The sequence below is a fragment of the Planomonospora parontospora genome (assembly GCA_014647935.1).
GTDB classification, from domain to species: domain Bacteria; phylum Actinomycetota; class Actinomycetes; order Streptosporangiales; family Streptosporangiaceae; genus Planomonospora; species Planomonospora parontospora.
In genome coordinates this window covers 1-23,121 of sequence record BMQD01000005.1, presented here as the reverse complement: position 1 = coordinate 23,121, position 23,121 = coordinate 1, and the positions used below count along the sequence as shown (strand labels likewise).

Sequence of the window (23,121 nt, the reverse complement as noted above, 5' to 3'; positions counted from 1 at the left end):
CGCGCCGGGCCGGGTCCCGGGTCGGTCTGAGACCCGGGACCGGGTCCTGGATCCCGGCCGGGCGGCGCTTCCGTGTGGGAGCCGTTTCCCGCGGCGGGCGGCGCTTCCGCGTGGGAGCCGTTTCCCGCGGCGACCTGACCCGACCGGCCCGCGGATTGACCTGACCGGCCCGCGGACCCGAGGGAGACCTCCGGTCCGCGGGCCTGAGAATCCTCTCAGACCTGCGGGAACGCATCCGCCGCTCCGGGCGTTCTGGCCAGAGCGCGCCGAGTGCGGCGGGCGGGCGCGAGAGGCGAGTGGTGGCGGTCATGGGTTTCGTGGTGCTGGTCTTCGGGGTGGTGGCTCTGGTCCACTACTACCTCTGGCGCCGTCTGGTGAAGGCGACCACGACTCCCGGCCGGGCCCGTCGGGTGCTCACCTGGGTCCTGCTGGGCCTGGGCGTGCTCGTCCCCGTGACGCTCGTCGGCTCCCGCGCCGGGTGGGGCCACTTCCTGGCCTGGCCGGGGTTCTTCTGGATCGCGGTGATGTTCTACCTCCTGGTGTTCCTGGCGGTCCTGGAGATTCCCCGGGCGCTGGTCCTGTTCGCGCTGGAGCGCCGGAGCCGCCACAGGTCCGAGGCGGCGCTCGCCCGGCGCATGGCGGACCGGCGCCGCGCCCGCGCGGCCGAACCGGCCCTGACCGGTGAGCCGGTCCCCGTCCGAGCAGGCGCGCACCCGGAGACGGCTCCCGCCCCGGGGTCCCCGGATCCGGAGTCCCGGGCACGGCCGGTGTCCGGACCGGAGTCCCCGGCCGCGGAGCACCCGGTGCCGGAGCAGGAGGAAACGGTCGGGGAGCCCGCCGTGTCGCGCGAGGTGGGGGACGGCTCCTCCGGCCGGACGGAGCCCCCGGCACGCGGCGGGGAGCCGGAGGCGATCGGCCGCAGGCTCTTCATCGCGCGCACGGCCGCCGCCGTCGCGGGCGTGGGCGCGCTGGCCACGGTCGGGTACGGCGTGCGGACGGCGCTCGGCGACCCGGTGATCGAGTCCGTCAGGGTGACGCTGCCCCGGCTGGACCCCCGCCTGTCCGGGCTGCGGTTCGCGGTGGTCAGCGACATCCACCTCGGCCCGCTCACCGGGACGGGGCACTCCGAGCGCATCGTCCGGATGATCAACTCACTCCAGGCCGACGTGGTCGCGGTCGTCGGCGACCTGGTCGACGGCACGGTGGCCGATCTGGGCCGGCTCGCCCGCCCGCTGGCGAAACTGGAGTCCCGCTACGGCTCCTACTTCGTCACCGGGAACCACGAGTACTACACCGCGAACGGCCCGGACGAGTGGGTCGAAGAGCTCGGCGGCCTGGGCATCCGCACACTGCGCAACGAGCGCGTCGAGATCGCTCACGGGGGAGCGGTCCTCGATCTCGCCGGCGTGGACGACGTCACCGGCACCGGCGGAACGGGAACCGGCGGAACAGGCGCCGGCGGAACGGGAACCGCCCCCCAGGGGCCGGACTTCGAGCGGGCGCTCGGCGGGCGGGACCGCTCGCGGTCCGTCGTCCTCCTCGCCCACCAGCCGGTGCAGGCCGTACAGGCGGCGGAGCACGGCGTGGACCTCCAGCTGTCCGGGCACACGCACGGCGGCCAGATGGTCCCCTTCAACCTGGTCGTGCCGGTGCAGCAGCCGGTGGTCGCGGGACTCGGCGAGGTCGGCGGCACGCAGGTCTACGTCACCCGCGGGGCGGGCTTCTGGGGTCCACCCGTCAGGGTCGGCGCACCCCCGGAGATCACCCTGCTCGAACTGCGGGCCTGAGACCTCGGAGTCGTCGGGTGTTCAAGCCGTCGGAGCCGTCGGAGCCGTCGGAGCCATCGGAGGCGTCGGAGGGGCGAGGGCTCCGGCGCGGTTCGCGGGACGCCTCACCGGAGGAGAGGCCGTGCGCAGCCGGGCGGGTGGAGCGGCCTGATGTGACGCGCGGACCGGTATATCAGTCCGGCTCATGTTTCCCCTGCCCGGCGGGCACCCGGATACCCTGGCGTCATGACCTCCCCTGGCCGGAGCACCGCGCGCCGCAAGCCCCCCCACGTGCTGGCCAACGCCCCGTTCCGCAGGCTGTGGACCGCCATGTCGGTGTGCAGCCTCGGCGACTGGCTGAACCTGCTGGCGCTCACCGCGCTGGCGGGCAACCTCACCGCCGGGGACTACCGGACGCAGAGCCTGGCCATCGGCGGCGTCTTCGTCGTGAAGATGCTCCCGGCCATCGTGCTGGGGCCGCTCGCGGGCGCGTTCGCCGACCGGTTCGACCGGCGGCTGACGATGTTCGCCGCGGACCTGGCGCGGTTCGCCCTGGTCCTCTCGATCCCCCTGACGGACGCCGGCTACCAGTGGCTGCTCGTCGCCACCTTCCTGGTCGAGTGCGTCAACCTCTTCTGGGTGCCGGCCAAGGACGCCACGGTGCCCAACCTGGTGCCCAAGGAGCGGCTGGAGGAGGCCAACCAGCTCAACCTGCTGGTCACGTACGGCACCGCCCCGGTCGCCGCGCTCCTCTTCGCGGTGCTGTCGGTCGCGGGCGACGCGCTGGGCGCCCTCGTGCCGTACCTCGACGGGCGCGACACCCACCTGGCGCTGCTGGTGAACGCCCTGGCGTACCTCGCGTCGGCGTTCCTCATCTTCACGCTCCGGGACATCCCCAGGAGGAACGTCACCGCGGTCACCACGCCGTCGGTGCTCCGGCAGATCATCGAGGGCTGGCGGTTCGTCGGCGGTGATCGGCTGGTCCGCGGGCTGGTCATCGGCATGATCGGCGCGTTCGCCGCCGGCGGCGCGGTGGTCGGCGTGGCCAAGATCTACGTGGGGGCGCTGGGCGGCGGGGACGCGGCCTACGGCGTGGTGTTCGGAGCGGTCTTCGCCGGCATGGCGTCGGGCATGTTCTTCGGCCCCCGGCTGCTGCGCGGGCTCTCCCGGCGCCGGCTGTTCGGGCTCTCGATCGTCGCGGCCGGGCTGGTCCTGGCCGCGATCGCGCTCATCCACAACCTGGTCATCGTGGTCCTGCTGGCCGTGCTGCTCGGCGCGTGCGCGGGGATCGCCTGGATCATCGGCTACACCATGATCGGGCTGGAGGTGGAAGACCACCTGCGGGGCCGTACGTTCTCCTTCCTGCAGTCGCTCGCCCGGGTCACCTTGCTCCTGGTCGTCACGGTCGCGCCGGCGCTGGCCGGTCTGTACGGCGAGCACGAGGTCTCGGTCGGCGGCGAGCCGGTCTACCGGATCGACGGCTCCAACCTGGTGCTCGTGGTGGGCGCGCTGATCGCGGCCGGGGTGGGCCTGCTCGCCCTGCGGCAGATGGACGACCGCCGGGGCGTCCCGATCGCCGCCGACCTGTTCGCGGCGGTGCGCGGCAGGAGGCTCACGCCGGAGGGCGCCGAGGAGCCGCGGGGGATGTTCATCGCGTTCGAGGGCGGTGAGGGCTCGGGGAAGACCACGCAGTCGCGGCTGCTGGCGATCTGGCTGCGCGACCAGGGCTTCGACGTGGTGCAGACGCGGGAGCCGGGGTCGACCAAGGTCGGCATGCGGTTGCGGGCGATCCTGCTGGACGCCGTGCACCAGGGACTGTCGGCCCGCTCGGAGGCGCTGCTGTACGCGGCCGACCGGGCGGAGCACGTGGAGAAGGTCATCCGGCCGGCACTGCACCGAGGCGCGATGGTGGTCTCCGACCGCTACGTGGACTCGTCGCTGGCCTACCAGGGGGCGGGCCGGGCGCTGGACCCGGAGGACGTGGCGCGGGTCAACGACTGGGCCACCGGCGGTCTCGTGCCCGACCTGACCGTGCTCATCGACACCCCGCCCTCGGTCGGCCTGACCCGGCTGGGCGGGGCCGCCGACCGGATCGAGTCCGAGCCGCTGGAGTTCCACGAGCGGGTCCGCCGGGAGTTCCGCGCCCTGGCCGCCGCCGACGCGGGCCGCTACCTGGTGGTCGACGGGACACTGGCGCAGGACGAGATCTCCCGGCTCATCCAGGACCGGGTGCGCGAGGTGCTGCCCGACCCGGTGCCCAGGGAGGCCGAGGACGTCACCGGGACCATGCCGGCCATCCGCGACTGACCCCGTTCGCCCGCCCGGGACCGTACGGCCCGGCCCTCCGCTCCGGCCCGTACGGCCGCGCACCCGCTCCTGTGCGCACGGCCCGGTTCGCACGGTCCTGTGTGCACGGCCCGGTTCGCACGGTCCGATCCCCGGTGGATCCCCGTGCCGCCGGCGGTAGGTTTGACGGCGTGGGAGTCTTCGATGACCTTGTGGGCCAGGAGCGGGCGGCCGGGACGCTCCGCCGGGCCGCCGCGGCCGGTGCAGAGCTCCTGGCGGGGGGCCGCGGATCGGGGATGACCCACGCGTGGCTGTTCACCGGGCCGCCCGGATCCGGCCGCGAGGAGGCCGCGCGGGCCTTCGCGGCCGCGCTGTTCTGCTCGGAGCAGGGCTGCGGTCACTGCGACGTGTGCCACCAGGTGGCGATCGGCTCCCATCCCGACCTGGAGGTCGTCCGCCCGCAGGGACTCTCGTACGGCGTCAAGGACACCCGGCGGCTCATCCTCCGCGCGGCCGGCGCCCCCACGCTGGGCGGCTGGCGCGTCGTGCTGTTCGAGGACGCCGACCGGGCCACCGAGGGCGCCTCCAACGCCCTGCTCAAGGCGATCGAGGAGCCGCCGCCGAGGACGGTCTGGCTGCTCTGCGCGCCCTCCCCGGACGACATGATGATCACCATCAGGTCCCGGTGCCGGGTGGTCACTCTCGTCACCCCGCCCACCGCCGCCGTCGCCCACGTGCTGGCCACCCGGGAGAACGTGCCGCCGGAGACGGCGGCCTTCGCCGCGAGGGCCGCGCAGGGCCACCTCGACCGGGCCCGCAGGCTGGCCCTGGACGCCGAGGCCCGCAGGCGGCGCGAGGACGTGCTGTCCATCCCGGCGTCGCTGACCGGGGTGGGCGAGTGCGTGGCGGCGGCCGAGCGGCTGGTGAAGACCGCCGACGAGGAGGCCGCCGCGGTCACCTCGGTCCTCAACGAGGCGGAGACCGCCGAACTGCGCAAGGTCTACGGCGAGGGCTCCACCGGCAAGGGGCTCAACAAGGGGCTCGTCCGGGGCGGCGCCGGGGCGCTGAAGGACCTGGAGGACCGGCAGAAGTCACGGGCCACCCGGACCAAGCGCGACGTCATCGACGCGGCTCTGCTCGACCTGGTGGCGCTCTACCGCGACGTGCTGGCGGTGCAGTTCGGCGCGCCTGTGGAACTGGCGAACGACGACCGCCGGGCCGAGCTCGACACGCTGGCCCGCTCCTCCTCCCCGGAGGACACCCTGCGCAGGATCGACGCGATCATGCTGTGCCGGCGGCGGCTGGCCGCGAACGTCAACCCGCAGATGGCCGTCGAGGCGATGACGCTCTCCCTGCGGAGCCCGCGCCTCTGAGGGTCTCCAGGCCCGCCCGCAGGGCCCTCTCATCTGCTGAATACCTATCAGGAAAGGGACCGTCCGTTACCGGACGGTCCCTTTTCGTGTTTTCCCGGTAAATGGAACCAATTCGGGTTAACCACCCTCAAAGCTCAGGAAGAGATCGTTAGAATCCCAGCAAAACTAAACGGATTCGTTATAAATCATCCAAAGCGTGTCCTGCTCTACGGGGATGAGCGGAGAGGGCCAGGGGGCTGTTGGTCGGCATGGGAGCGCGTCGCGAGGTGGTTCCGTCCGGGGTGGGGCGGGCGGTCACGAGCCGGGTGGACGACGAGGACAGGTTGAGGATCGAGTGGCCGGAACCGGACGACGGGGAGATCGTCCTGCGGCACGCGGAGACCGGGGAGGAACGGTCCGGCACCGATCTGACCGGACTCGCCGCGGGGATGTGGACGGTGTCGAAGCACGGCGCGCCCATCGCCACCGACGACCCGGGGTTCTCGCTCGACGGGATGGTCGCGTACGCCGCGAGGCCGCGGGACAGGGAGATCCGGGCGTTCCGGACCCCCGCGGGGACCCTGGCGCTGATGGTGCGCGAGGTCCGGCCGTACGTCGAGGTGACCCGGGTCGATCCGGGGGACGGGACGATCGAGGTCGAGGGGGTCCTCGCCTACGGTGAGCCGCCCGTCGGCCCGGTCCGGCTCGTGGCCGCGGCCAGGAAAGGGCCGGAGACGGACGGCGGCGCCGCGTTCTCCGGGCGGCGCTTCACCGGCATCCTCCGGATCGGGCCGATGGTCGCGGGACAGACCAGGCGGAGGGTCTTCTGGGACCTGTTCGTGCAGGTCGGAGAGGTACGGCTGGCGCTGGCCGCCCGGCTCGACGACGTCCCGGGCAAGAAGGAGAAGGTGCGCTTCCCCGCGCAGCACGTGGACCGGGTGCGGGTCCGGCCGTACTTCACCGACACCGACGCGCTGGCCGTCGCCTGCACGGTGGAGGAGGGGGAGGGCGAGTGAAGGTCTCGTTCCTGATCCTCAACGCCTACGGCATGGGCGGCACGATCCGCGCCACCTTCGACCTGGCCACCGAGCTGTCCGCCCGGCACGACGTCGAGGTGATCAGCGTCTTCCGGCACGCCGACGAGCCGTTCCTCCCGCTGGGGCCGGAGGTCCGGCTCCGCGCGCTGGTGGACCTGCGGGAGGGGGCCAGGGTCCGCTGGCCGTACGCGAGGAGGGCGGAGCGGCTGAGCGGGGAGCCCAGCGCGCTGGTCCACCCGGAGGAGCGCGCCTACACCTCCTTCAGCGCCTGGAGCGACGAGGTGCTCCGGCGGGAGCTGCGCCGGCTCCGCACCGACGTGCTGGTGACCACGCGGGCCGGGCTCAACATCATGGCCGCCCGCTTCGCGCGCCGCCGGGTCGTCAAGATCGCCCAGGAGCACCTGCACTTCGAGGCCCACAAGCCCGGTCTGTTCGAGGAGATCCGGCGGTGGTACCCGGAGCTGGACGCGGTCGTCACCCTCACCGAGGCCGACGAGCGGGACTACCGGGCCATGCTCGGCGGGTCGCGGACCGGGGTGTTCACCATCGGCAACGGGCTGGCCGGCGGGCCGCGCCCGCGCTCCCGGCAGGAGAACCGGATCGTGCTGGCCGCCGGGCGGCTGGTGCCGGTCAAGGGCTACGACCGGCTGCTGAAGGCGTTCGCCAGAGTCGTCGAGGTCCGGCCGGACTGGCGGCTGCGGATCTACGGCGAGGGCCGGGTCTCCGACAAGCTGGTTAGGCTGGCCGTGAAGCTGCGCCTGCACAACAACGTCGCCTTCATGGGGCCGACCGGCGACATCGAAGGCGAGCTGGCCAAGGCCTCGATCCACGCGGTCAGCTCCCGTTTCGAGGGCTTCGGCATGACCATCATCGAGGCGTTCGCGTGCGGGGTGCCGGTGGTCAGCTTCGACTGCCCCCGGGGGCCGAGGGAGATCATCACCCCCGGCCGCGACGGGCTGCTCGTCCCGCCTGACGACGTCGACGCCCTCGCCGAAGGGCTGCTGGCGATGATCGAGGACGAGGAGGGCCGCCGCCGGATGGCCGCCAACGCCCTGGAGACGGCCCGCGGCTACGACATCACCATGATCGCGGACCGCTGGGAGGAGACCTTCGCGGAGCTGGCGGGCTGAGGCGGTGAGCCGGTGAAGCCGGGCCGGCGGGTTGAGCCGGTGAAGCCGGGCCGGTGAGCTGGACCGGTGTGGGGCGGATCGGCGGATCCGGGCGGCGGGCCGGGTTCGTGCGAGGCGGATCGACCGGAGGCGGGCGGGGTCCGGCGGCGTCCGGTGGGCCGGGTTCGTGCGAGGCGGATCGGCCGGAGGCGGGCGGGGTCCGGCGGCGTCCGGTGGGCGGAGATTCGGGGAATTCCGGTGGGCGGAGCAGCAGACGGGCCGGTCCGGCGTCTCTGTGACGTGACCATGTCATTGTCGGGGACGACCCCGGAACCCGAGATAGAGCTGCTCTCCCACGGGGAACCGCTGGCCAGGGACCGCGTCGACGTCGCGGGGCTGTTCGCCGAGCACCACCTCGGGCTGGTAAGGCTGGCGCTGCTCATGGTGGGCGACCAGGCCACGGCCGAGGACGTCGTCCAGGAGGCGTTCACCCGGACCCACGCCGGGTGGCGCCGCCTGCGTGACCCGGACAGGGCGCTGACCTACATCCGCTCGGCCGTGCTGAACGGGGCCCGCTCCGTGCTGCGCCGCCGGGCGGTCGCGTTCCGTCGGGCCGTGCCGTACGAGCCGCCGGTCTGGTCCGCCGAGCACGCCGCGCTGCTCGGCGAGGAGCGCCGGGAGGTGCTCGTCGCCCTGCGCGACCTGCCCGGCAGGCAGCGGGAGGCGCTGGTGCTCCGCTACTACCTCGACCTGTCGGACCTGGAGATCGCCGAGACCATGGGGGTCGGTGCGAGCACCGCCCGGTCCACCCTCGCCCGCGGCCTGGCCGCGCTCGCCCGCAAGCTCGGGGAGGAATCATGACCGCCACCGGAGACCGTCCGTCCGAGTGGGGCCCGGCGTCCGCCGCCGGAAACCGTGCCTTCGAGCAGGATCCGGCGGCCGCCATTGGAGATCACCCGTCCGAGGAGGGCTCGACGTCCGTCACTGGAGACCGCAAGTCCGAGGAGGGTTCGATGTCCGTTGTGGAGGAGCGCCTGCGCGACGCCCTGGCAGGGGCCGCCGTGACCGCCTCCGAGGTCCGCCCGTTGCCCGCCGCCCCGGCCCGTCGCCGGATCCGGATCCCGTCGTCACTCGTCGTCCCGGCTCGCCGCCGGGCCGGGATCCCCGTGCTGCTCGCCGCGGTCGCGACGGCTGCCGCGGTGACCGTCGCGACCTTCACGGCCGCGCGGGTGGCGCTGCCGGGCCCGACCGGCCCCGAGCTGACGAAGGAGCACATCATCGCCATGGCCATGGCCGGGGCCGCTCCCGAACGGACCGGCATGGCGCATATCTCGGTCTTCCTCTGCAAGGCCCATGATCCCTTCCCGCAGTGTGCGGGCGACGAGGTGACGGAGACCGGCAAGGAGGAGATCCGGCGGACGCTCGACGCGCTCCCGGAGGTGGAGGCCGTCGTCTTCGAGGACATGCGCACGGCCTACGCGAAGTTCACGGCGGAGAACCGGGAGAACACGGTGCTGCTCAGCGCGATTCGGATGGAGGACCTGCCGGAGTCCTTCCGGGTGTGGATCGTGGATCCCGCCGACCGCCGGATGTCGGAGAAGGTGAGGAAGGCCGTGGCAGGACTCCCCGGCATCTCCAACGTCTTCGACTCGTTCTGCCTGCTCCACAGGGAGGAGTGCTGACCGGGGGCGGTCGTCCACACCCTGTGGACGACCGCCCCTTCCGTCGAGTGCCGTCCTCGGAGCGGCGGGGCCGAGGACGAGCGGCGGCTTCCGGCGGGTGCGGGGGCCGTCTCCGGACCCTGCGTCGCCGGTGGTGCCCGACTGCGAGCCCTCCTCGCCGTCCGGGAGGCGGTTCGCTGTGGACCGTCCCGGATTGCGTGTTATCCCACCGGGACGGCGGGGGCGCGTAGGGTGGGCGGTAGCCGTACTCCGAGCGTGGATCCGGGAGTCGCATGAGCATGATCATGGCTGTGAGCTTCACCCGTTACGGTCGGCTGTACTACCTCGATCCCGGCGGGCACAGCCCCAAGGTCGGCGACAAGGTGCTCGTGCCCACCGAGGCCGGGCCGGAGGTGGCCGAGTGCGTGTGGGCGCCGCAGTGGACGAGTGAGGACGTCGGCGGCCTGCCGGTCTGCGAAGGGATCGCGACCGAGGAGCACCTCGCCCGCGACGAGGCCAACAAGCGCCGCCGCGCCGAGGCCCGGAGCGTCTCCAAGCGTCTGATCAAGCGGCACGAGCTGCCGATGAAGGTCGTCGGCGTCGACTACCTCGACTCGACCGGCGTCTACACGGTCTACTTCTCCGCCCCGCACCGCGTCGACTTCCGCGCGCTCGTCCGCGACCTGGCCCGCAACCTCCGGGCCCGGGTGGAGCTCCGCCAGATCGGGCCCCGCGACGAGGCCCGGCTCCAAGGCGGCATCGGCCCCTGCGGGCGCGACCTGTGCTGCGCGACCTTCCTCAAGGACTTCGAGCCGGTCTCCGTCCGGATGGCCAAGGACCAGGACCTGCCGGTCAACCCGCTGCGCATCGCGGGGGCCTGCGGACGGCTGATGTGCTGCCTGAAGTACGAGCACCCGCTCTACACCGAGGCGCACACCAGGATGCCCCGGCTCGGTCTGAAGGTCGACACGCCGGAGGGCTCGGGGACCGTGGTGGGGCGCAACGTCCCCTCCGACTCGGTCGTCGTCCGCCTGGACGACGGCGGGCGCCGCTGCGCCTGCCCCTCCGCCTCGGTCTGCTCGCCGCGCAAGCAGCACGACACGATGTACGGCGGAGCGGTCGCGGTCGCGGAGGCCGATCCGGAAAGCTGACGCCTCTTTCGATCATGCACTTGTCGTTGGATCCAGGACGCTGAAACCGCGTTTCGAGCAATCTCGACGAGGGTGTGGAACGGCGGATCGCAGGAGGGCTGGGCGCCATACAAAGCTAAATCCGGTTGCCCGTGGGAACGGCGGCTCGTCATGCTTCGGCCCATGAGATTCGCGGTCATCGGAGACATCCACGCCGACTTCACCCTGGCCGACGCGATGATCCGGCGGCACGCGGGTCCCGTGGACGCCGTCTTCAGCGTCGGGGACGCCGAGCCGAACCGCGACGAGGCCGAGAGCCTGGGCGTGGCCGGTCCCGCCAAGTACCGCAAGGTCGGGGACTTCCCCCGGTTCGCCGCCGGCCTGCAGGTGATGAGCGCCCCGCTGTACTTCATCGGCGGCAACCACGAGCCCTGGCCGGCGCTCGACGAGCACGGCCCCGGCGAGTGGGCGCCCGGCTTCCACTTCCTGGGGCGCTCCGGCGTGACGGAGATCGGCGGGCTCCGGGTCGCGTTCCTGTCCGGGATCTACTCGAGGCACTTCAGCGAGCCCGCGGAGCCGCCCGCGATCACCCCGGAGCGGCTGAAGGAGTACGGCTACTTCACCCGGCCGCACGTCGACCACCTGCTCCGCCAGGCGCGCGGCCGGCGGATCGACCTGCTGATCACCCACGACTGGCCGGTCGGCCTGGCCTACCGCCACCACGGCAAGACGGCCGTGGGCTGCGACCGCATCCGCATGCTGACCGACGCGCTCAACCCGCAGGTGCACGTCTGCGGCCACATGCACGTGCCGTACCGGGAGCGGATCGGCGCGACGGACGTGGTCTGCCTGTCCCAGGTGCGGCACGGCACCGCCCCGGCGGACACGGTGGCGGTCCTCGAACTCGGAGCGGACGGCGTCCTGAAGGAACTCGTCCCGGCCGGACCGGCCTCCGGCTGAGGCTCCGGTCCACCCCCCGTCGAGGGTTTCGCGGCGGGCTCCTACTCGGGGGCTTCCAGTTCGACGACTCCGATGACGTCGGACACCGCGATGGTGCCGCCTCCGGGAGCGTCGAGGTGCGACCTCGAATCGAGGGAGACCCTGCGGTTGTCGCCCTCGATCCACAGCCGTCCGGCGGGGACCGTCACCGGGCCGAAAGGGTGCTGGTGGACATCCGCGGGCAGGTAGCGCTCTTCGAGGGGGCTGCCGTTCAGCAGCTGCCGCCCGTCCGCGTCGCAGCACTGGACGAAGCTTCCCGGGACACCGATGACGCGCTGGAGGATCCAGCCTTCGATCCCCCACTGGGCCGCGTCGAAGACGACGACGTCCCCGACCTTCGGCGCGTAGCCGCCGTGGACCGTCCTGACGGTCACCAGGCTGTTCTTCTTGATCGTGGGCTCCATCGACTCACCGACCGCGCGGATGACCTCCTTGCCGGAGGCCTTGGAGATCAGGCGGTCGGCCATGAAGCCGCAACCTGACAGCGCTGTGATCAGGGGAACGACGAGCAGGAGGGAGAGCCGGAGGCGGATCATCGTGTAATTATCGGAGCAATCGGTTCCAGGGGGACAGGGCGGCCCTCGCCGGGAGCGGTCGTGTCCTGATCGGGTGATCCGGAGGCGCGGGGACCCTCCGGGACCGTGTAGACTTCCGTAAGCCATGCGGCACACGCGTGGCACGCCGCCTTAGCTCAGTCGGCCAGAGCACTTCACTCGTAATGAAGGGGTCTGGGGTTCGATTCCCCAAGGCGGCTCCAGGTCAGAGACCCCCACCGGTTCCCGGTGGGGGTCTCTGCGTTTCCGACTGCGTGACTGTCTCTGGGTGTCCGGTTGCGTGACCACGGCCTCAGCATCGGGAACCGAAGAGCCTTGGACGCGGGGGCGAGGCGGGCCGTGGTCGTCGCCGGCCGGTGACGCTCAGCTCTGCGTGGAGATGCAGAACGGGTGGCCGGCGGGGTCCAGCAGGACCCTCCGCTCCTCGGGGTGCGGCTGGACGGGGGGCTCCACGGCGCCCAGGGCCAGCATCCGCGCCTGAGCCGCCTCCAGGTCGTCGACGCCCAGTTCCATGTGCGCCTGCTTCCCCTGGGAAGGGTCCGGCCAGGTCGGACGCCGGTAGTCGGCGACCCGGATGAAACCCAGTCCCGGCGCACCCTCCCGGCCGAGCAGGACGAAGTCGTCGCTGGAGTAGACGACGGGCAGGCCGAGGGCCTCGCCGTAGAAACGGGACAGCTCGGCGGGGTCCGGGCAGTCGAAGTCGATGGACAGCAAACGGATCGCCGGTGCGGTCGTGGTTCCGGTACTCATGGGAGGGACACTAGGACGGGACCAGGACAGGTTCGGTCCTGGTCATGGGGAACACTGTGGATGTGATCAGCACTTCCGCCCGCCTGCTGCGCCTGGTCTCGCTGCTGTCCGCACGGCCGACCTGGACCTGCCACGAACTGGCCGAGCGGATGGCGGTCACCGGACGCACGGTGCGGCGGGACGTCGCCCGGTTGCGGGACCTCGGCTACTGCATCGAGTCCGACCCCGGGCCCTGGGGCGGTTACCGCCTCGGCGGGGGTACCCGGGTGCCGCCGTTGGTCCTCGACGACGAGGAGGCGCTCGCCGTGACCGTCGCACTGCGCGAGGCCGCGCTCAGCGGTGTCCTCGGCAGCGACCAGGCGGCGGTGTCGGCGCTGCTGAAACTGCGGCAGGTCCTGCCGCCCCGGATCGCGGACCGGCTGGATGAGATGGACGCCACCTTCGTCCACACCCCTCGGCCCGAGGGGCGTCAGATCTCCCCCGGCGTGCTGCTGGAGCTGGCCGCCGCCTGCCGCGGTGGCGAGCGCACCCGTCTGTCGTACCGCGACCACGCGGGCAAGGGCAGTGTCCGGGACGTCGACCCCTACCGCCTGGTGCGCACGGGCCTCCGCTGGTATTTCGTCGCCCGGGACGTGGCCCGGGACGAGTGGCGGACGTTCCGGGCCGACCGGGTGGTGCGAGTGCAGCCGACCGGACAGCCGGTCGAACTCGCCGACCCGCCCGACCCGGCCCTCCTCGTCTCCCGGGGCATCGCGAGCGTCGTGTACCCCCTCTACGGGAGGGTCCGGCTCCCGCACCCCATGGACCAGGCCCTGCGGCTGGTCCCGCCGACGATCGGCACCCATCACCCGGACGGGCCCGACGCCACCATCGTCGAAATCGGCGCCAACGACGCCGACGAGCTCGCCCGGTACCTCCTCGGCCTCGGTACCCCGCTACGGGTCCTCTCCCCGGACGACGTCCGGGAGGCTCTGCTGCGCCGTACCCGGGAACTGCTCGAGGACAACGGGGGAGGCCGGTCCTCGCAGTAGGCGCTGTAAAGGCCCCATCTGATCCCGGTGGGGGCTTTCGCTCACTTCATCCAGGCAGGCTTCTTCATGAGGTCCGCCTTGCCCGCCGGCGGCGCCTTGATCGACACCCGGCTGCCCCACCCGGTGTAGTGGGTCTCCACGCTGAGCCGCCGGTCCTCGTGCCCTGCCTCCCTCCCGCCGTGGGTCTGCTGCGGGTAGACGGTGACCAGCCGCTGCGGGAGCCCGTCGGTGCCCAGGGTGAGCGTGAAGCGCAGCACCTCGGTCTTCTCCTCCGCGGACATCTTGATCAGATCGGCATTCCGCAGCCAGGGGGAGATCTTCTCCAGCGCGCCGAAGCTGATCTTTCCCGAGTAGGTGCGCCCGGTCCGCTTCCCCCTGGTGATCAGGGCCTTCAGGGTGGCCGGTTCGGCCGCGTTCACCACCTGGCTGGACCAACCGCTGAGGCCGGCGGTCATGCCGTCCGGGTGCTTGATCCATGTCTTGCCCTTCGACGGCTTCCAGACGCTGCCGGAGTAGTAGCTGTCGGTGCCGATCCGGATGGTCCGCTCCGACTCCCCCAGCCGCCACAGGACGCTGGGGGATACCCAGGAGAGCTCGTCGGTGGTGAGCTTCGCGGTGACGTCGGAGGCGACGATGCCGGTCCTGCCGAACTGGAAGGAGCCGGTGCGCTTGAGGAAGGAGGTGCTCCCGGCGAACTCGGTCGTCGTGGTGACGTCGGTGAACTTCACCCCCTTGCCCGCGGTGAACTGGCTCTTCAGCGCCTTGACCGGGTCTGCGGAGGACGCCTGGGCAGGCGTCGCCGCCACGAACGTGGTGACGACGGCTGCGGCGACGCCCGCGATCACTCGCTTCACGGATGGTCCTTTTCGGTCGGTATGGGACTGAAATCCTGTCGGCCCTTGATCACGGATGTGTCTCGTGGCGCCGGGTCCGCGGACTGATCCAGGGAGCCGCTGCGAGCTGAGGACTTCGGGGTCCGCGTGTCCACGGGCGACGGATGGCGGCCGTGCGGTCTCCCGCCCGCACGGCAAGGCCCCGGCGGGCGAACCGGGAGTCCGCCTGCCGGGGCCCGGGAACCGCACCGGGCCGGGGCGTCACCTGCGGCGCAGCCCCATGTAGTGGAGCTCGGCGAAGGCGGCGACCGCGAGGGCCTGGGCCACGACGAAGGCGACGCCGAGCGGGTTCGGGTCGACCCAGCCGGTGAACAGCAGCGCGATGCTGTCGACGGTCCACAGCACGTTGATCGCGATCACCGTCTGGACGCCCCGCGTGGGGGGAACCGGACGGGTCGCCAGGTAGGCGAGGAACGCGGTGATCGGCAGCAGGACGATCCCGGCCCAGCGGAGCAGCGGCTCGGGGAGGCCGAGCAGGTCGGCCAGCGGGGTCGCGGCGGCGGCCAGGATGATCCCGAACCCTCCGGTGAGGACGGTGTCGGCCTGCAGCGCCCGGGTCAGGAAGGGGGTGCGGCGGGTGGGAACGGCGGTCGCGGTCATCGGTCTCTCCTTCGGTGCGCGGCCTTCGCGGACACGTCTGCGAACGCGTCCGTGAACGCGTCCGTGAACGCCTCTGCGAGTGCCTCGTGAGTGCGTCGGCTTCGGACGCCCTCAGCACACCGCCTCACCCGCTGCCAACTGCAGACACGGCACTGCCATTCACTGCCGATTTCCCGTACGGAGGTCGTCGGCGACGAGTTTGGCCGCCGCGTTCTGCCAGTTGTAGAGCGTGCGTTCGGGGACTTCGCGGAGGAACCAGTCGAACGCCCTCCGGTCCTCCGGGGTGAGCCCGTCGCGCACCGCCCCGCGCCGGTAGGGCCGCAGCCCTCGGACGTAGGGGAAGTAGAGCACGTTGTAGAACCGCCACTCCTCGCTGGTGCCGGACTCGCCGTCCCGGGGCTTGAGCCGCTGGATGCTCTCCAGCAGCAGGCGGCGCAGCTCGGCGGCCCGCTCCAGGGGGCTGTCCCCGGTGATCCGCTCGTCGATCACCGGCAGGTTGGCGAGCGGGCTGGCGGCGAGCTTGCCCAGATCGCCGTAGCCCGCCAGGGCGCGTCGCGTCAGGCGGGTGAACTCGGCCTCGTCCAGCGGCGGCGGGCCCTGCTCGCGGCGGGGCAGCGCCTCGGAGGAGTCTCGCAGCTCGGCTCGCTCACGCCTGATCTCCGGGTCGCCGGGGAAGGCGATTCGGTCCAGGGCCCGGTGCACCGGTCCGGCGAGCGTCTGCGCGGCCACGGCCACCGCGACCACCCCGAAGAGCAGCGCCGCCAGGGCGGGCGTGGGCTCGCCGAGCACGATGGCCAGAGCCACCTGCCCGCCCGTCGCGCCCGCCACGACCGCCGCCCCGAGCAGGGAACGCAGCATGTCGCGCCAGAGCGCCTCGCCCGCCTGGAACGCGCTGGACATCGCGATGGCCACGCCCAGCAGGGCCATGTCCACGTCGATGGCCAGTACGGCGAGCAGCCCGGCCGGTCCGGGCAGGGGGAACACCAGCAGCGCCGCGCCCAGCCCGAAGAACAGGGTGGCGACCGCCGCCAGCGGACCGATCCGGGGCGGCCTGGCCCGCACCAGCAGCACCAGCACCCCGGCCAACGGAGCCAGCAGCAGCACGCCGGTCACCGCCCGCACCGCGACGTCCGCCTCCGCACCCTGACCGGAGAGCACCAGCCAGGCGAGTGCGACGAGCGTGACCGGGACGACCCCTCTCGACCAGGCCCGGTCCAGCCGCTCGCTCCCGGGGACCAGCGTCAGCACGGCGCCGGTCCACAGCAGCACCGGCAGGTGGATCAGCACGCCCTCGGCCCCGGCCAGCACGCCCTCGATCCCGGTCAGCGCACCGACCGGCGCCTCACCTGATGCCTCGGCCCCGGCGTCTTCCAGGACGGCGCGTACCTGCCCGACCGCCAGCGCGAGGCCGTAGGCCAGCAGTCCCAGTCCCGCCCGGCGCGGTCCGCGTTCCCGCGGGTCCCGCACGATCACGTAGAACCCGAGCCACCAGGTCAGCCCGGCCGCGGCCGCGACGGCGAGAAGCATGGACGTCCCCTTTCCCCGCCCGTGAGCGTACCGATCACCGGCGTGCCGTCCCACGGTGGCCGGACGAGCCCTCGACGCCAGGCAGGCACTGATCGTCCCGCTCGCGCGTTGATCCGGCATGATCGTGATGGCGATGGCTTTTCCAGCGCTGGTGTGCCTGCTGCTCGTCCTGGCGGTGCTCGACCGCGTGCGGCGGCGGGGCACGGGCAGGGGGACGGGACGGTGACGGTCGCCGCACGGATCCGCCGGGAACCGTTCGCGTACGCCGCGTACGGGACCTGCGTGTGCACCGCGGCCTACGGTCTGATGAAGCTGGCCCAGGCGCTGGGCGCGAACGCGCTGGCGGACAAGGACCCGTTACCGCCCGACCTGCGGCAGCGGCTGCTGGCGCGTGATCCGCTGTTCGTGACCGCCCACTGGATCATGTTCGCCGTCGCGGTCGTCGGCGTTCTCGTCGCGCTCGCCACCGTGCGCCCGTGGGGCGAGCGGGTTCCACGCCGGATCCTGCTCGCCGTCACCTGGACGGTCGGGGGCTTCATGGTCCTGCGGGCCTTCGGCCCGGTCGGCTACGGATTCGTCGGCGACACGCTGGTGCTCACCGGTCTGCAGCCGCCGCCGGGCGGTCACACCGAGCTGGCCCGCGAACTGGCCCGCTGGGATCTGCTGCTCTGGTCGCCGTTCTTCCTCGTCTGGGGCCTGCTGTGGACGGCGACGGCATGGCACCTCACCCGCACGGGACGAGGCCGGGGACGGCGGCCCGCGTGACCTCACGAGGCCGGGGACGGCGGTCCGCCTGACCTCCGGTGCTCAGAGGCCGCGCACCGAGGCGATGGTGAAGGGCCGCCGCGGGGTGCCCTCGCCCAGCGGGCCGCCCTTGTCGAACTGCGAGCGGACCACGTGGAGCGTCCCGCGGACCCGCACCAGCGTGGTCGGGAGCTGTAGCGCCTCGTCGGACACCCGCCGCTCCATCCGGGCGGCGGTGCCGTCCGCGGTGACCCGCCACCGGCTGACGGCGTTGTCCGTGTTGTGCACGACCCAGAGCCTGCCGCCCTGCAGCTCCAGCCCGTCGGCGTGCAGCATGTCGCCGCCGTGCAGGGCGACCCTGGCGATCGCGCCGGAGGCGGGGTCGAGGCGGTAGAGGTCGCCGCCGACCATGTCCACGGTCAGCAGGTGGCGCCCGGAGGGGCCGGCGACGATCCCGTTGAGACTGAACGCGCCGGGTTCACGCGGATCGAGGACGCCGGTCAGGTCGAAGCCGGGGGTGAGCGTCGCCGTACGGCCGGCCGCCCGGGACAGCTGCGCCGGGGTGACGCGGTAGACCACGGCGCGCACGCTGTCGGTCAGGTAGGCGCTCCCGTCCGGGGTGAGGGCGAGGTCGTTGACGAACCTCGGCTCCTGCCCGGGGACCTCGAAGCGGGCCAGCAGGCGGCGGCTGCGGGTGTCGTACACCGACACCCCGGTGGTGGAGTCGGTCACCCAGAGCCGCCCGGCCCGGTCCACCTTCAGCCCGTTGGCGGTGTCGCGCCCGTCGGCGCCCGCGGGCAGGAAGACCTGGGCGGTCCGCCGGCCCGGGGTCATCCTGAAGACCGTGCCGTCGGTGAAGGACCCGGCGTAGAGGTCTCCGGTGCGCGGGTCGGCGGCGATGCCCTCGGGATAGACCCGATCACCGGGCAGCTCGTGGGCGGTGGAGATCCGGACACGCGACTCGGAGGCCGCGGACGCCGCGGCCGGTGCGGCCGGCGCGGTCACGGCGGTCCGGGTGACCTGGACGGCCTGGGCGGCGGGGGTCAGGGAGAGCACCGCGGCGAGGGCCGCGGCCGTGACGGCGATGGGCTGACGAACTCGGGACATGCTGCCTCTCCGTTCGGCCGTTATCGGCTTCATGAGAACACTGTGATCAATATGAGTCGATAAGATAATTAGAACTCTAATATCCGTCAACAGGCGAACGTTCTGGGCCGTTAGCATGCAGAGGTGACGTCGATGCCGGTTCCCGAGCGCCTGGGCTCCCATCTCAAGCGCGCCGAACAAGCGCTCACCGCGGCCAAGCACGCCGCGCTGAAACCGGCCGGGCTGACGGTGCCGCAGTACGCGGCCCTGCTGCACCTCGCGCAGAACCCCGGCATCTCGGCCGCCGCGCTGGCCAGGGCGTGCGCGGTCACCCCGCCGACGATGAACACCGTGCTCAAGAACCTCCAGGAGAGCGGCCTCATCGAGCGCACCCCGCACGAATGGCACCGGAACATCCTGGAGACCCGCCTCACCGCGAAGGGCGAGGAGGTACTGGCCGACGGGGACGCCCGCGCGGTGCGGGTCGAGCGGGGCCTGGCCGCCGAGTTCACCCCGGAGGAGCGGGAGACGCTGATCGCCCTCCTGGGCCGCTGCACCGGCTTCCTCCAGTCGGAGCGTCCGAGCTGGCATCCGGGCCGGAGGAGGCCGTGAGGCGATCCTGTCCGCCCCGGCGCCGGGTCCCTGAGCTGAAGCGCCGCGGAGTGGCAGGGTAAAGTTGCGGGCGATCGGGAAGACCTCTGCGGGCTTCCCCGTTGGAGCCAGAGGCGATGCCCGGGCTCTCCGCCGAGGTGGACGCGACGGCGCGTCTCCGTGGACCACGATCTTCCGAGGAGAAGGACGCGCGCGTGCCCGTACCGCCTGCCGCCTGCTGTCCGCCGTGATCCGCTGAGCCGGTGACCCGGGCTCCGGCCCGTCGCCCGCCGTTCTCCCACCGTCCTGCGCCCGTGAACGTCCGCGGGCGCACCGTCCTGCGCCCGCGGATTCCCGCGGGAGCCCACCGTCCTGCGCCCGCGAACGTGTACGGGCGGCCCTGGTACGGCCCGCCGGGCCCGCCGGGTGTGCTATGCCGCGTGTTCCGGTCCGCCGGGAGGCGCCCGGAACCCCTGAGGTCGACTGTTGCAGACTCCATCGACGCCGCCGGTCCCCCGGCCGCGCCTTCCCCGCCCGGCCTGGCTCTCGCCGAAGGTCGCCCGCACCGAGATGCTCGCCGGCCTGGTGGTCGCGCTCGCACTGATCCCCGAGGCGATCTCCTTCTCCATCATCGCCGGGGTCGACCCGAGCGTCGGGCTGTTCGCCTCCTTCACCATGGCCGTGGTGATCGCCGTCGCAGGCGGCAGGCCCGCGATGATCTCCGCGGCGACCGGCGCGATCGCCCTGGTGGTCGCGCCGCTCGCCCGTGAGTACGGCCTCGGCCACCTGATCGCCACCGTCATCCTCGGCGGGGTGATCCAGATCGTGCTCGGCGCGCTCGGCGTGGCGAAGCTGATGCGGTTCGTGCCGCGCAGCGTCATGGTGGGCTTCGTCAACTCCCTGGCCATCCTGATCTTCATGGCGCAGGTGCCCGAGCTGCGCGACGTGCCGTGGGCGGTCTACCCGCTGGTGGGCGGAGCGCTGGCCCTCATGGTGCTCTTCCCGCGCCTCACCAGGGCGGTCCCGGCGCCGCTGGTCTCCATCGCCGCGCTGACCGCCCTGACCGTCGGCGCCGCGATCGCCGTGCCGACCGTGGGCGACCGGGGCGCCCTGCCCTCCTCGCTGCCGGTCCCCGGCCTGCCGGACGTGCCGTTCACCCTGGACACCCTCACCCTGCTCGCGCCGTACGCGCTGGCGTTCGCGCTGGTCGGGCTGATGGAGTCGCTGATGACGGCCAAGCTCGTCGACGAGATCACCGACACCCGCTCCAGCAAGACGCGCGAGGCCGTCGGCCAGGGCGTCGCCAACATCGTGACCGGGTTCTTCGGCGGCATGGGCGGCTGCGCGATGATCGGCCAGACGATGATCAACGTCAAGACCAGCGGTGCCCGGACCAGGCTCTCGACGTTCACCGCCGGGGTCTTCCTGATGGTCCTGTGCGTGGTGTTCGGTCCCTGGGTCTCGCAGATCCCGATGGCCGCCCTGGTCGCGGTGATGATCATGGTCTCCGTGGGCACCTTCGACTGGCACTCGGTCGCCCCGGCCACGCTCCGGCGCATGCCGTACGGCGAGACCGTCGTGATGGCGACCACGGTCGCGGTCGTGGTGGCCACCCACAACCTGGCCGTCGGCGTGGTCGTCGGCTCCGTCACCGCCATGGTGATCTTCGCGCGGCGGGTCGCCCGGCTGGCGGACGTCACCGCGGTCACCGACCCCGAGGGCGGTCACGCGATCTACGCCGTCACCGGGGAGCTCTTCTTCGCCTCCAGCAACGACCTGGTCCACCGGTTCGACTACGCCGGGGACCCGGACCACGTGGTCATCGACCTGTCCGGCGCGCACATCTGGGACGCCTCCTCGGTGGCCGCGCTGGACGCGATCGAGACGAAGTACGCCGCCCGCGGCAAGACCGTGGAGATCACCGGCCTGAACCGGCCCAGCGCGAAGATCCACGGCATGCTGAGCGGGGAGCTCTCCGGGGAGCACTGACGGGCACCGGTTCCGACGGCCGGCGGGAGTCTCACAATTCTAACGGATAAATAGCTATTGACCCGTTAGAAGATCGCTCGCTATAACGGAGGGGTCGTCGAACGAGAGGCACCCGAGATGCCCGAGATGAAGGCACCCGAGACGGACGTGGCGAGGATCTCCCACCGGTTCGCGGACGTGGACGGGGTGCGCGTCTTCTACCGGGAGGCCGGCCCCCGGGACGCGCCCACGCTCCTGCTGCTGCACGGCTTCCCGTCCGCGTCGCACCAGTTCACCCGGTTGATCGACGCGCTCGGGACCCGTTACCACCTGGTCGCGCCCGACTATCCCGGCTTCGGGCACACCGAGGCCCCGGCCGGGTTCGACCACTCCTTCGACCGGCTCGCCGACGTGGTCGAGGGCCTCGTGGAGCGGCTGGGGCTGGACCGGTTCGCGCTCTACATGTTCGACTTCGGGGCGCCGGTCGGCTTCCGCCTGGCCGTACGGCACCCGGAGCGGATCACGGGCCTGGTCGTGCAGAACGGCAACGCCTACGAGGAGGGGCTCAGCGCGGCGGCGCGGGACTTCATCGCGCTCCGGCCCGGGCAGGAGGAGCAGATCCTCGCACTGCTGACCCTGGAGGGCACCCGGGGGCAGTACGAGACCGGCGTGCGCGACCTCGCGTCGATCGACCCCGGCGGCTGGACCCTCGACCAGCACTTCCTCGACCTGCCCGGCCGCAAGGAGGCGCAGATCGCGCTGGCGCTCGACTACCGGGGCAACGTCGCCCGCTATCCCGAGTGGCAGGCGTGGCTGCGCGACCACCGGCCGCCGACCCTGGTCACCTGGGGCCGGAACGACCCCTTCTTCACCGAGGCGGGGGCCCGGGCCTACCTGAGGGACGTGCCGGAGGCCGAGCTGCACCTGTTCGACACGGGGCACTTCGCCCTGGAGGAGGAGCTCGGCCGGATCGCCCCGCTCGTCGCGGGCTTCCTCGACCGCCTCGGCGGTGTCCCCTCCCCCGGGTGGCGGCGGAGGGGCGGCCAGGGAAGAACGGAGACCCCGGGCCCTCAGTTTCCGCGTTCCGCGGCCGATCTGACTGACGAGCACCGGTATCTCCAACGTTAGGAAGAACACCTCATGTCGCGCGTCGAGGACCTCGGAGTGGGCAGACGGCTGGGCCTCGCCTTCCTGCTGGTATCCCTGCTGATCGGGGCCGCCGTCGGCGCGGGCCAGTGGGGGATGGACCGCCAGGCGGAGATCAACGCGAGGATGGACCAGCTGGAGCGGGTCGAGGACGACATCCAGACCTTCGCCTACCACGTCGCCGACGCCACGAGCTGGCAGGGACTGGTGGTGGCCGACGCGGGGGCCTACGGGGGCGAGCAGGCCACCGCGCCCGACTCCTACAACCGCGTGGGCCTGATGGAGACGGAGAAGGCGCTCTTCGCCACCCTGGACAACGCCCACGTGCAGTACCTGACCCCGGCCGAGCGGGCGCGGTTCGACGAGCTGAAGCCCGCCTGGGAGAAGTTCTTCGCCGAGGACGACAAGATCGTCGAACTGCTCCGGCAGGACACGCGCGAGGGCCGTGCCGCGGCGATGGACAGCATCAACGAGGGCGCGGGCGGAGAGGCGTGGGAGGTGGGCGTCGAGATCACCCAGACCCTGCAGAAGTCGCTCGGCGACCGCATCGCCCTGCTGGAGAAGGAGGTCGGGCAGGTGGAGGACACGGGCCGGCGGGTGCTGTGGGGCACGCTGGCGGCCGCGCTGCTGCTGGCCGCGGTGCTCAGCGTCCGGGTGACCCGCTCGGTGGTGCGCCCGCTGACCGTCGTGATGGACGCCCTGGCCCGGGTGGCCCGCGGCGACCTGACCGTCCGCCTGGGCATGACCCGCCGCGACGAGCTCGGCCGCCTCGGCCGCGCGCTGGACGACACGGTGCACGCCCTGCACACCACGGTGACGGCGCTGACGGACCACAGCGACGCGCTGGCCGACTCCTCCGCACACCTGTCCCGGGTCTCCGAACGCATCGCC

21 protein-coding genes and 1 tRNA gene are annotated in these 23,121 nt (G+C 72.4%); 16 read left to right on the top strand and 6 right to left on the bottom strand.

The window, feature by feature from the left end; all coding sequences use genetic code 11:
• The first annotated feature begins 308 nt into the window (after positions 1–308).
• The 9 genes from IEZ07_RS09315 (at position 309) to IEZ07_RS09275 (ending at position 11,301) form a co-directional block, all read left to right on the top strand.
• Positions 309–1,787 (top strand): metallophosphoesterase, encoded by a 1,479-nt coding sequence (locus IEZ07_RS09315; RefSeq protein ID WP_191894383.1) that lies wholly within the window; start codon positions 309–311, stop codon positions 1,785–1,787.
• 225 nt (positions 1,788–2,012) lie between these two features.
• On the top strand, positions 2,013–4,073 hold the full coding sequence (tmk, locus tag IEZ07_RS09310) for a dTMP kinase (protein ID WP_191894382.1): 2,061 nt from the start codon (positions 2,013–2,015) through the stop codon (positions 4,071–4,073).
• Between the two features lie 170 nt (positions 4,074–4,243).
• Entirely contained in the window at positions 4,244–5,425 is a 1,182-nt protein-coding gene (locus IEZ07_RS09305) for a DNA polymerase III subunit delta' (protein ID WP_191894381.1), read from the top strand.
• A gap of 248 nt (positions 5,426–5,673) precedes the next feature.
• A complete protein-coding gene (locus IEZ07_RS09300) occupies positions 5,674–6,420 on the top strand; it encodes a hypothetical protein (protein ID WP_191894380.1) in 747 nt (248 codons plus the stop codon).
• On the top strand, positions 6,417–7,571 hold the full coding sequence (locus IEZ07_RS09295) for a glycosyltransferase family 4 protein (protein WP_191894379.1): 1,155 nt from the start codon (positions 6,417–6,419) through the stop codon (positions 7,569–7,571). The genes IEZ07_RS09300 and IEZ07_RS09295 overlap by 4 nt, the downstream gene beginning before the upstream one ends.
• A 285-nt stretch (positions 7,572–7,856) precedes the next feature.
• Entirely contained in the window at positions 7,857–8,411 is a 555-nt protein-coding gene (locus IEZ07_RS09290) for a SigE family RNA polymerase sigma factor (protein WP_191894640.1), read from the top strand.
• A gap of 152 nt (positions 8,412–8,563) precedes the next feature.
• Positions 8,564–9,232, top strand: a complete 669-nt coding sequence (locus IEZ07_RS09285; RefSeq protein ID WP_191894378.1) for a permease-like cell division protein FtsX — start codon at positions 8,564–8,566, stop codon at positions 9,230–9,232.
• Positions 9,233–9,510: 278 nt separating this feature from the next.
• Positions 9,511–10,362 carry a PSP1 domain-containing protein gene (locus tag IEZ07_RS09280; RefSeq protein WP_191894639.1) on the top strand — a complete coding sequence of 284 codons (852 nt, stop codon included), beginning with the start codon at positions 9,511–9,513 and terminating at the stop codon, positions 10,360–10,362.
• A 162-nt stretch (positions 10,363–10,524) separates the two neighbouring features.
• The gene (locus IEZ07_RS09275; RefSeq protein WP_191894377.1) at positions 10,525–11,301 is read left to right on the top strand and encodes a metallophosphoesterase family protein; all 777 of its coding nucleotides are present in this window, start codon (positions 10,525–10,527) and stop codon (positions 11,299–11,301) included.
• 41 nt (positions 11,302–11,342) lie between these two features.
• Here the strand turns inward: IEZ07_RS09275 and lepB are convergent, their stop codons facing one another.
• The gene (lepB, locus tag IEZ07_RS09270) at positions 11,343–11,876 is read right to left on the bottom strand and encodes a signal peptidase I (RefSeq protein ID WP_191894376.1); all 534 of its coding nucleotides are present in this window, start codon (positions 11,874–11,876) and stop codon (positions 11,343–11,345) included.
• A 144-nt stretch (positions 11,877–12,020) separates the two neighbouring features.
• On the opposite strand from lepB, the gene IEZ07_RS09265 reads away from it, so the two are divergent.
• A tRNA-Thr gene (locus IEZ07_RS09265) sits at positions 12,021–12,097 on the top strand.
• A 160-nt stretch (positions 12,098–12,257) separates the two neighbouring features.
• On the opposite strand, the gene IEZ07_RS09260 is transcribed toward IEZ07_RS09265, so the two are convergent.
• Positions 12,258–12,644 (bottom strand): VOC family protein, encoded by a 387-nt coding sequence (locus IEZ07_RS09260; protein WP_191894375.1) that lies wholly within the window; start codon positions 12,642–12,644, stop codon positions 12,258–12,260.
• Between the two features lie 62 nt (positions 12,645–12,706).
• Here IEZ07_RS09260 and IEZ07_RS09255 point away from each other — a divergent pair, with 62 nt between their 5' ends.
• The gene (locus tag IEZ07_RS09255) at positions 12,707–13,675 is read left to right on the top strand and encodes a helix-turn-helix transcriptional regulator (protein WP_191894374.1); all 969 of its coding nucleotides are present in this window, start codon (positions 12,707–12,709) and stop codon (positions 13,673–13,675) included.
• Between the two features lie 41 nt (positions 13,676–13,716).
• Here the strand turns inward: IEZ07_RS09255 and IEZ07_RS09250 are convergent, their stop codons facing one another.
• The 3 genes from IEZ07_RS09250 to IEZ07_RS09240 form a co-directional block, all read right to left on the bottom strand.
• Positions 13,717–14,529 (bottom strand): hypothetical protein, encoded by an 813-nt coding sequence (locus IEZ07_RS09250; protein WP_191894373.1) that lies wholly within the window; start codon positions 14,527–14,529, stop codon positions 13,717–13,719.
• Between the two features lie 240 nt (positions 14,530–14,769).
• Entirely contained in the window at positions 14,770–15,168 is a 399-nt protein-coding gene (locus tag IEZ07_RS09245) for a hypothetical protein (protein ID WP_191894372.1), read from the bottom strand.
• 159 nt (positions 15,169–15,327) lie between these two features.
• A complete protein-coding gene (locus IEZ07_RS09240; RefSeq protein ID WP_191894371.1) occupies positions 15,328–16,695 on the bottom strand; it encodes a hypothetical protein in 1,368 nt (455 codons plus the stop codon).
• Between the two features lie 222 nt (positions 16,696–16,917).
• On the opposite strand from IEZ07_RS09240, the gene IEZ07_RS09235 reads away from it, so the two are divergent.
• Positions 16,918–17,460: a DUF3995 domain-containing protein gene (locus IEZ07_RS09235; RefSeq protein WP_239319958.1), complete on the top strand. Its 543-nt coding sequence runs from the start codon at positions 16,918–16,920 to the stop codon at positions 17,458–17,460.
• 42 nt (positions 17,461–17,502) lie between these two features.
• On the opposite strand, the gene IEZ07_RS09230 is transcribed toward IEZ07_RS09235, so the two are convergent.
• Positions 17,503–18,546, bottom strand: coding sequence for an SMP-30/gluconolactonase/LRE family protein (locus IEZ07_RS09230; RefSeq protein ID WP_191894370.1), 1,044 nt, complete (start codon positions 18,544–18,546; stop codon positions 17,503–17,505).
• 132 nt (positions 18,547–18,678) lie between these two features.
• On the opposite strand from IEZ07_RS09230, the gene IEZ07_RS09225 reads away from it, so the two are divergent.
• From IEZ07_RS09225 to IEZ07_RS09210, 4 genes are all read left to right on the top strand, one after another.
• A complete protein-coding gene (locus IEZ07_RS09225) occupies positions 18,679–19,137 on the top strand; it encodes a MarR family winged helix-turn-helix transcriptional regulator (protein ID WP_191894637.1) in 459 nt (152 codons plus the stop codon).
• Positions 19,138–19,686: 549 nt separating this feature from the next.
• Entirely contained in the window at positions 19,687–21,105 is a 1,419-nt protein-coding gene (locus IEZ07_RS09220; protein WP_191894636.1) for a SulP family inorganic anion transporter, read from the top strand.
• A gap of 126 nt (positions 21,106–21,231) precedes the next feature.
• Positions 21,232–22,212 (top strand): alpha/beta fold hydrolase, encoded by a 981-nt coding sequence (locus tag IEZ07_RS09215; protein ID WP_191894369.1) that lies wholly within the window; start codon positions 21,232–21,234, stop codon positions 22,210–22,212.
• A gap of 12 nt (positions 22,213–22,224) precedes the next feature.
• Positions 22,225–23,121, top strand: an 897-nt coding sequence (locus IEZ07_RS09210; protein WP_191894368.1) for a HAMP domain-containing protein, incomplete at its 3' end; no start/stop codon positions are given.

What these genes read in the sequence shown, in the direction of transcription:
- IEZ07_RS09220 (WP_191894636.1), top strand. Translation starts at nt 19,687, where the DNA reads ATGCTCGCCGGCCTGGTGGTCGCGCTCGCACTGATCCCCGAGGCGATC.
- IEZ07_RS09290 (WP_191894640.1), top strand. Translation starts at nt 7,857, where the DNA reads ATGTCATTGTCGGGGACGACCCCGGAACCCGAGATAGAGCTGCTCTCC.
- IEZ07_RS09230 (WP_191894370.1), bottom strand. Translation starts at nt 18,546, where the DNA reads ATGTCCCGAGTTCGTCAGCCCATCGCCGTCACGGCCGCGGCCCTCGCC.
- IEZ07_RS09225 (WP_191894637.1), top strand. Translation starts at nt 18,679, where the DNA reads ATGCCGGTTCCCGAGCGCCTGGGCTCCCATCTCAAGCGCGCCGAACAA.
- IEZ07_RS09240 (WP_191894371.1), bottom strand. Translation starts at nt 16,695, where the DNA reads ATGCTTCTCGCCGTCGCGGCCGCGGCCGGGCTGACCTGGTGGCTCGGG.
- IEZ07_RS09285 (WP_191894378.1), top strand. Translation starts at nt 8,564, where the DNA reads ATGTCCGTTGTGGAGGAGCGCCTGCGCGACGCCCTGGCAGGGGCCGCC.
- IEZ07_RS09280 (WP_191894639.1), top strand. Translation starts at nt 9,511, where the DNA reads ATGATCATGGCTGTGAGCTTCACCCGTTACGGTCGGCTGTACTACCTC.
- IEZ07_RS09275 (WP_191894377.1), top strand. Translation starts at nt 10,525, where the DNA reads ATGAGATTCGCGGTCATCGGAGACATCCACGCCGACTTCACCCTGGCC.
- IEZ07_RS09300 (WP_191894380.1), top strand. Translation starts at nt 5,674, where the DNA reads ATGGGAGCGCGTCGCGAGGTGGTTCCGTCCGGGGTGGGGCGGGCGGTC.
- IEZ07_RS09315 (WP_191894383.1), top strand. Translation starts at nt 309, where the DNA reads ATGGGTTTCGTGGTGCTGGTCTTCGGGGTGGTGGCTCTGGTCCACTAC.
- IEZ07_RS09215 (WP_191894369.1), top strand. Translation starts at nt 21,232, where the DNA reads ATGAAGGCACCCGAGACGGACGTGGCGAGGATCTCCCACCGGTTCGCG.
- IEZ07_RS09260 (WP_191894375.1), bottom strand. Translation starts at nt 12,644, where the DNA reads ATGAGTACCGGAACCACGACCGCACCGGCGATCCGTTTGCTGTCCATC.
- IEZ07_RS09245 (WP_191894372.1), bottom strand. Translation starts at nt 15,168, where the DNA reads ATGACCGCGACCGCCGTTCCCACCCGCCGCACCCCCTTCCTGACCCGG.
- tmk (WP_191894382.1), top strand. Translation starts at nt 2,013, where the DNA reads ATGACCTCCCCTGGCCGGAGCACCGCGCGCCGCAAGCCCCCCCACGTG.
- lepB (WP_191894376.1), bottom strand. Translation starts at nt 11,876, where the DNA reads ATGATCCGCCTCCGGCTCTCCCTCCTGCTCGTCGTTCCCCTGATCACA.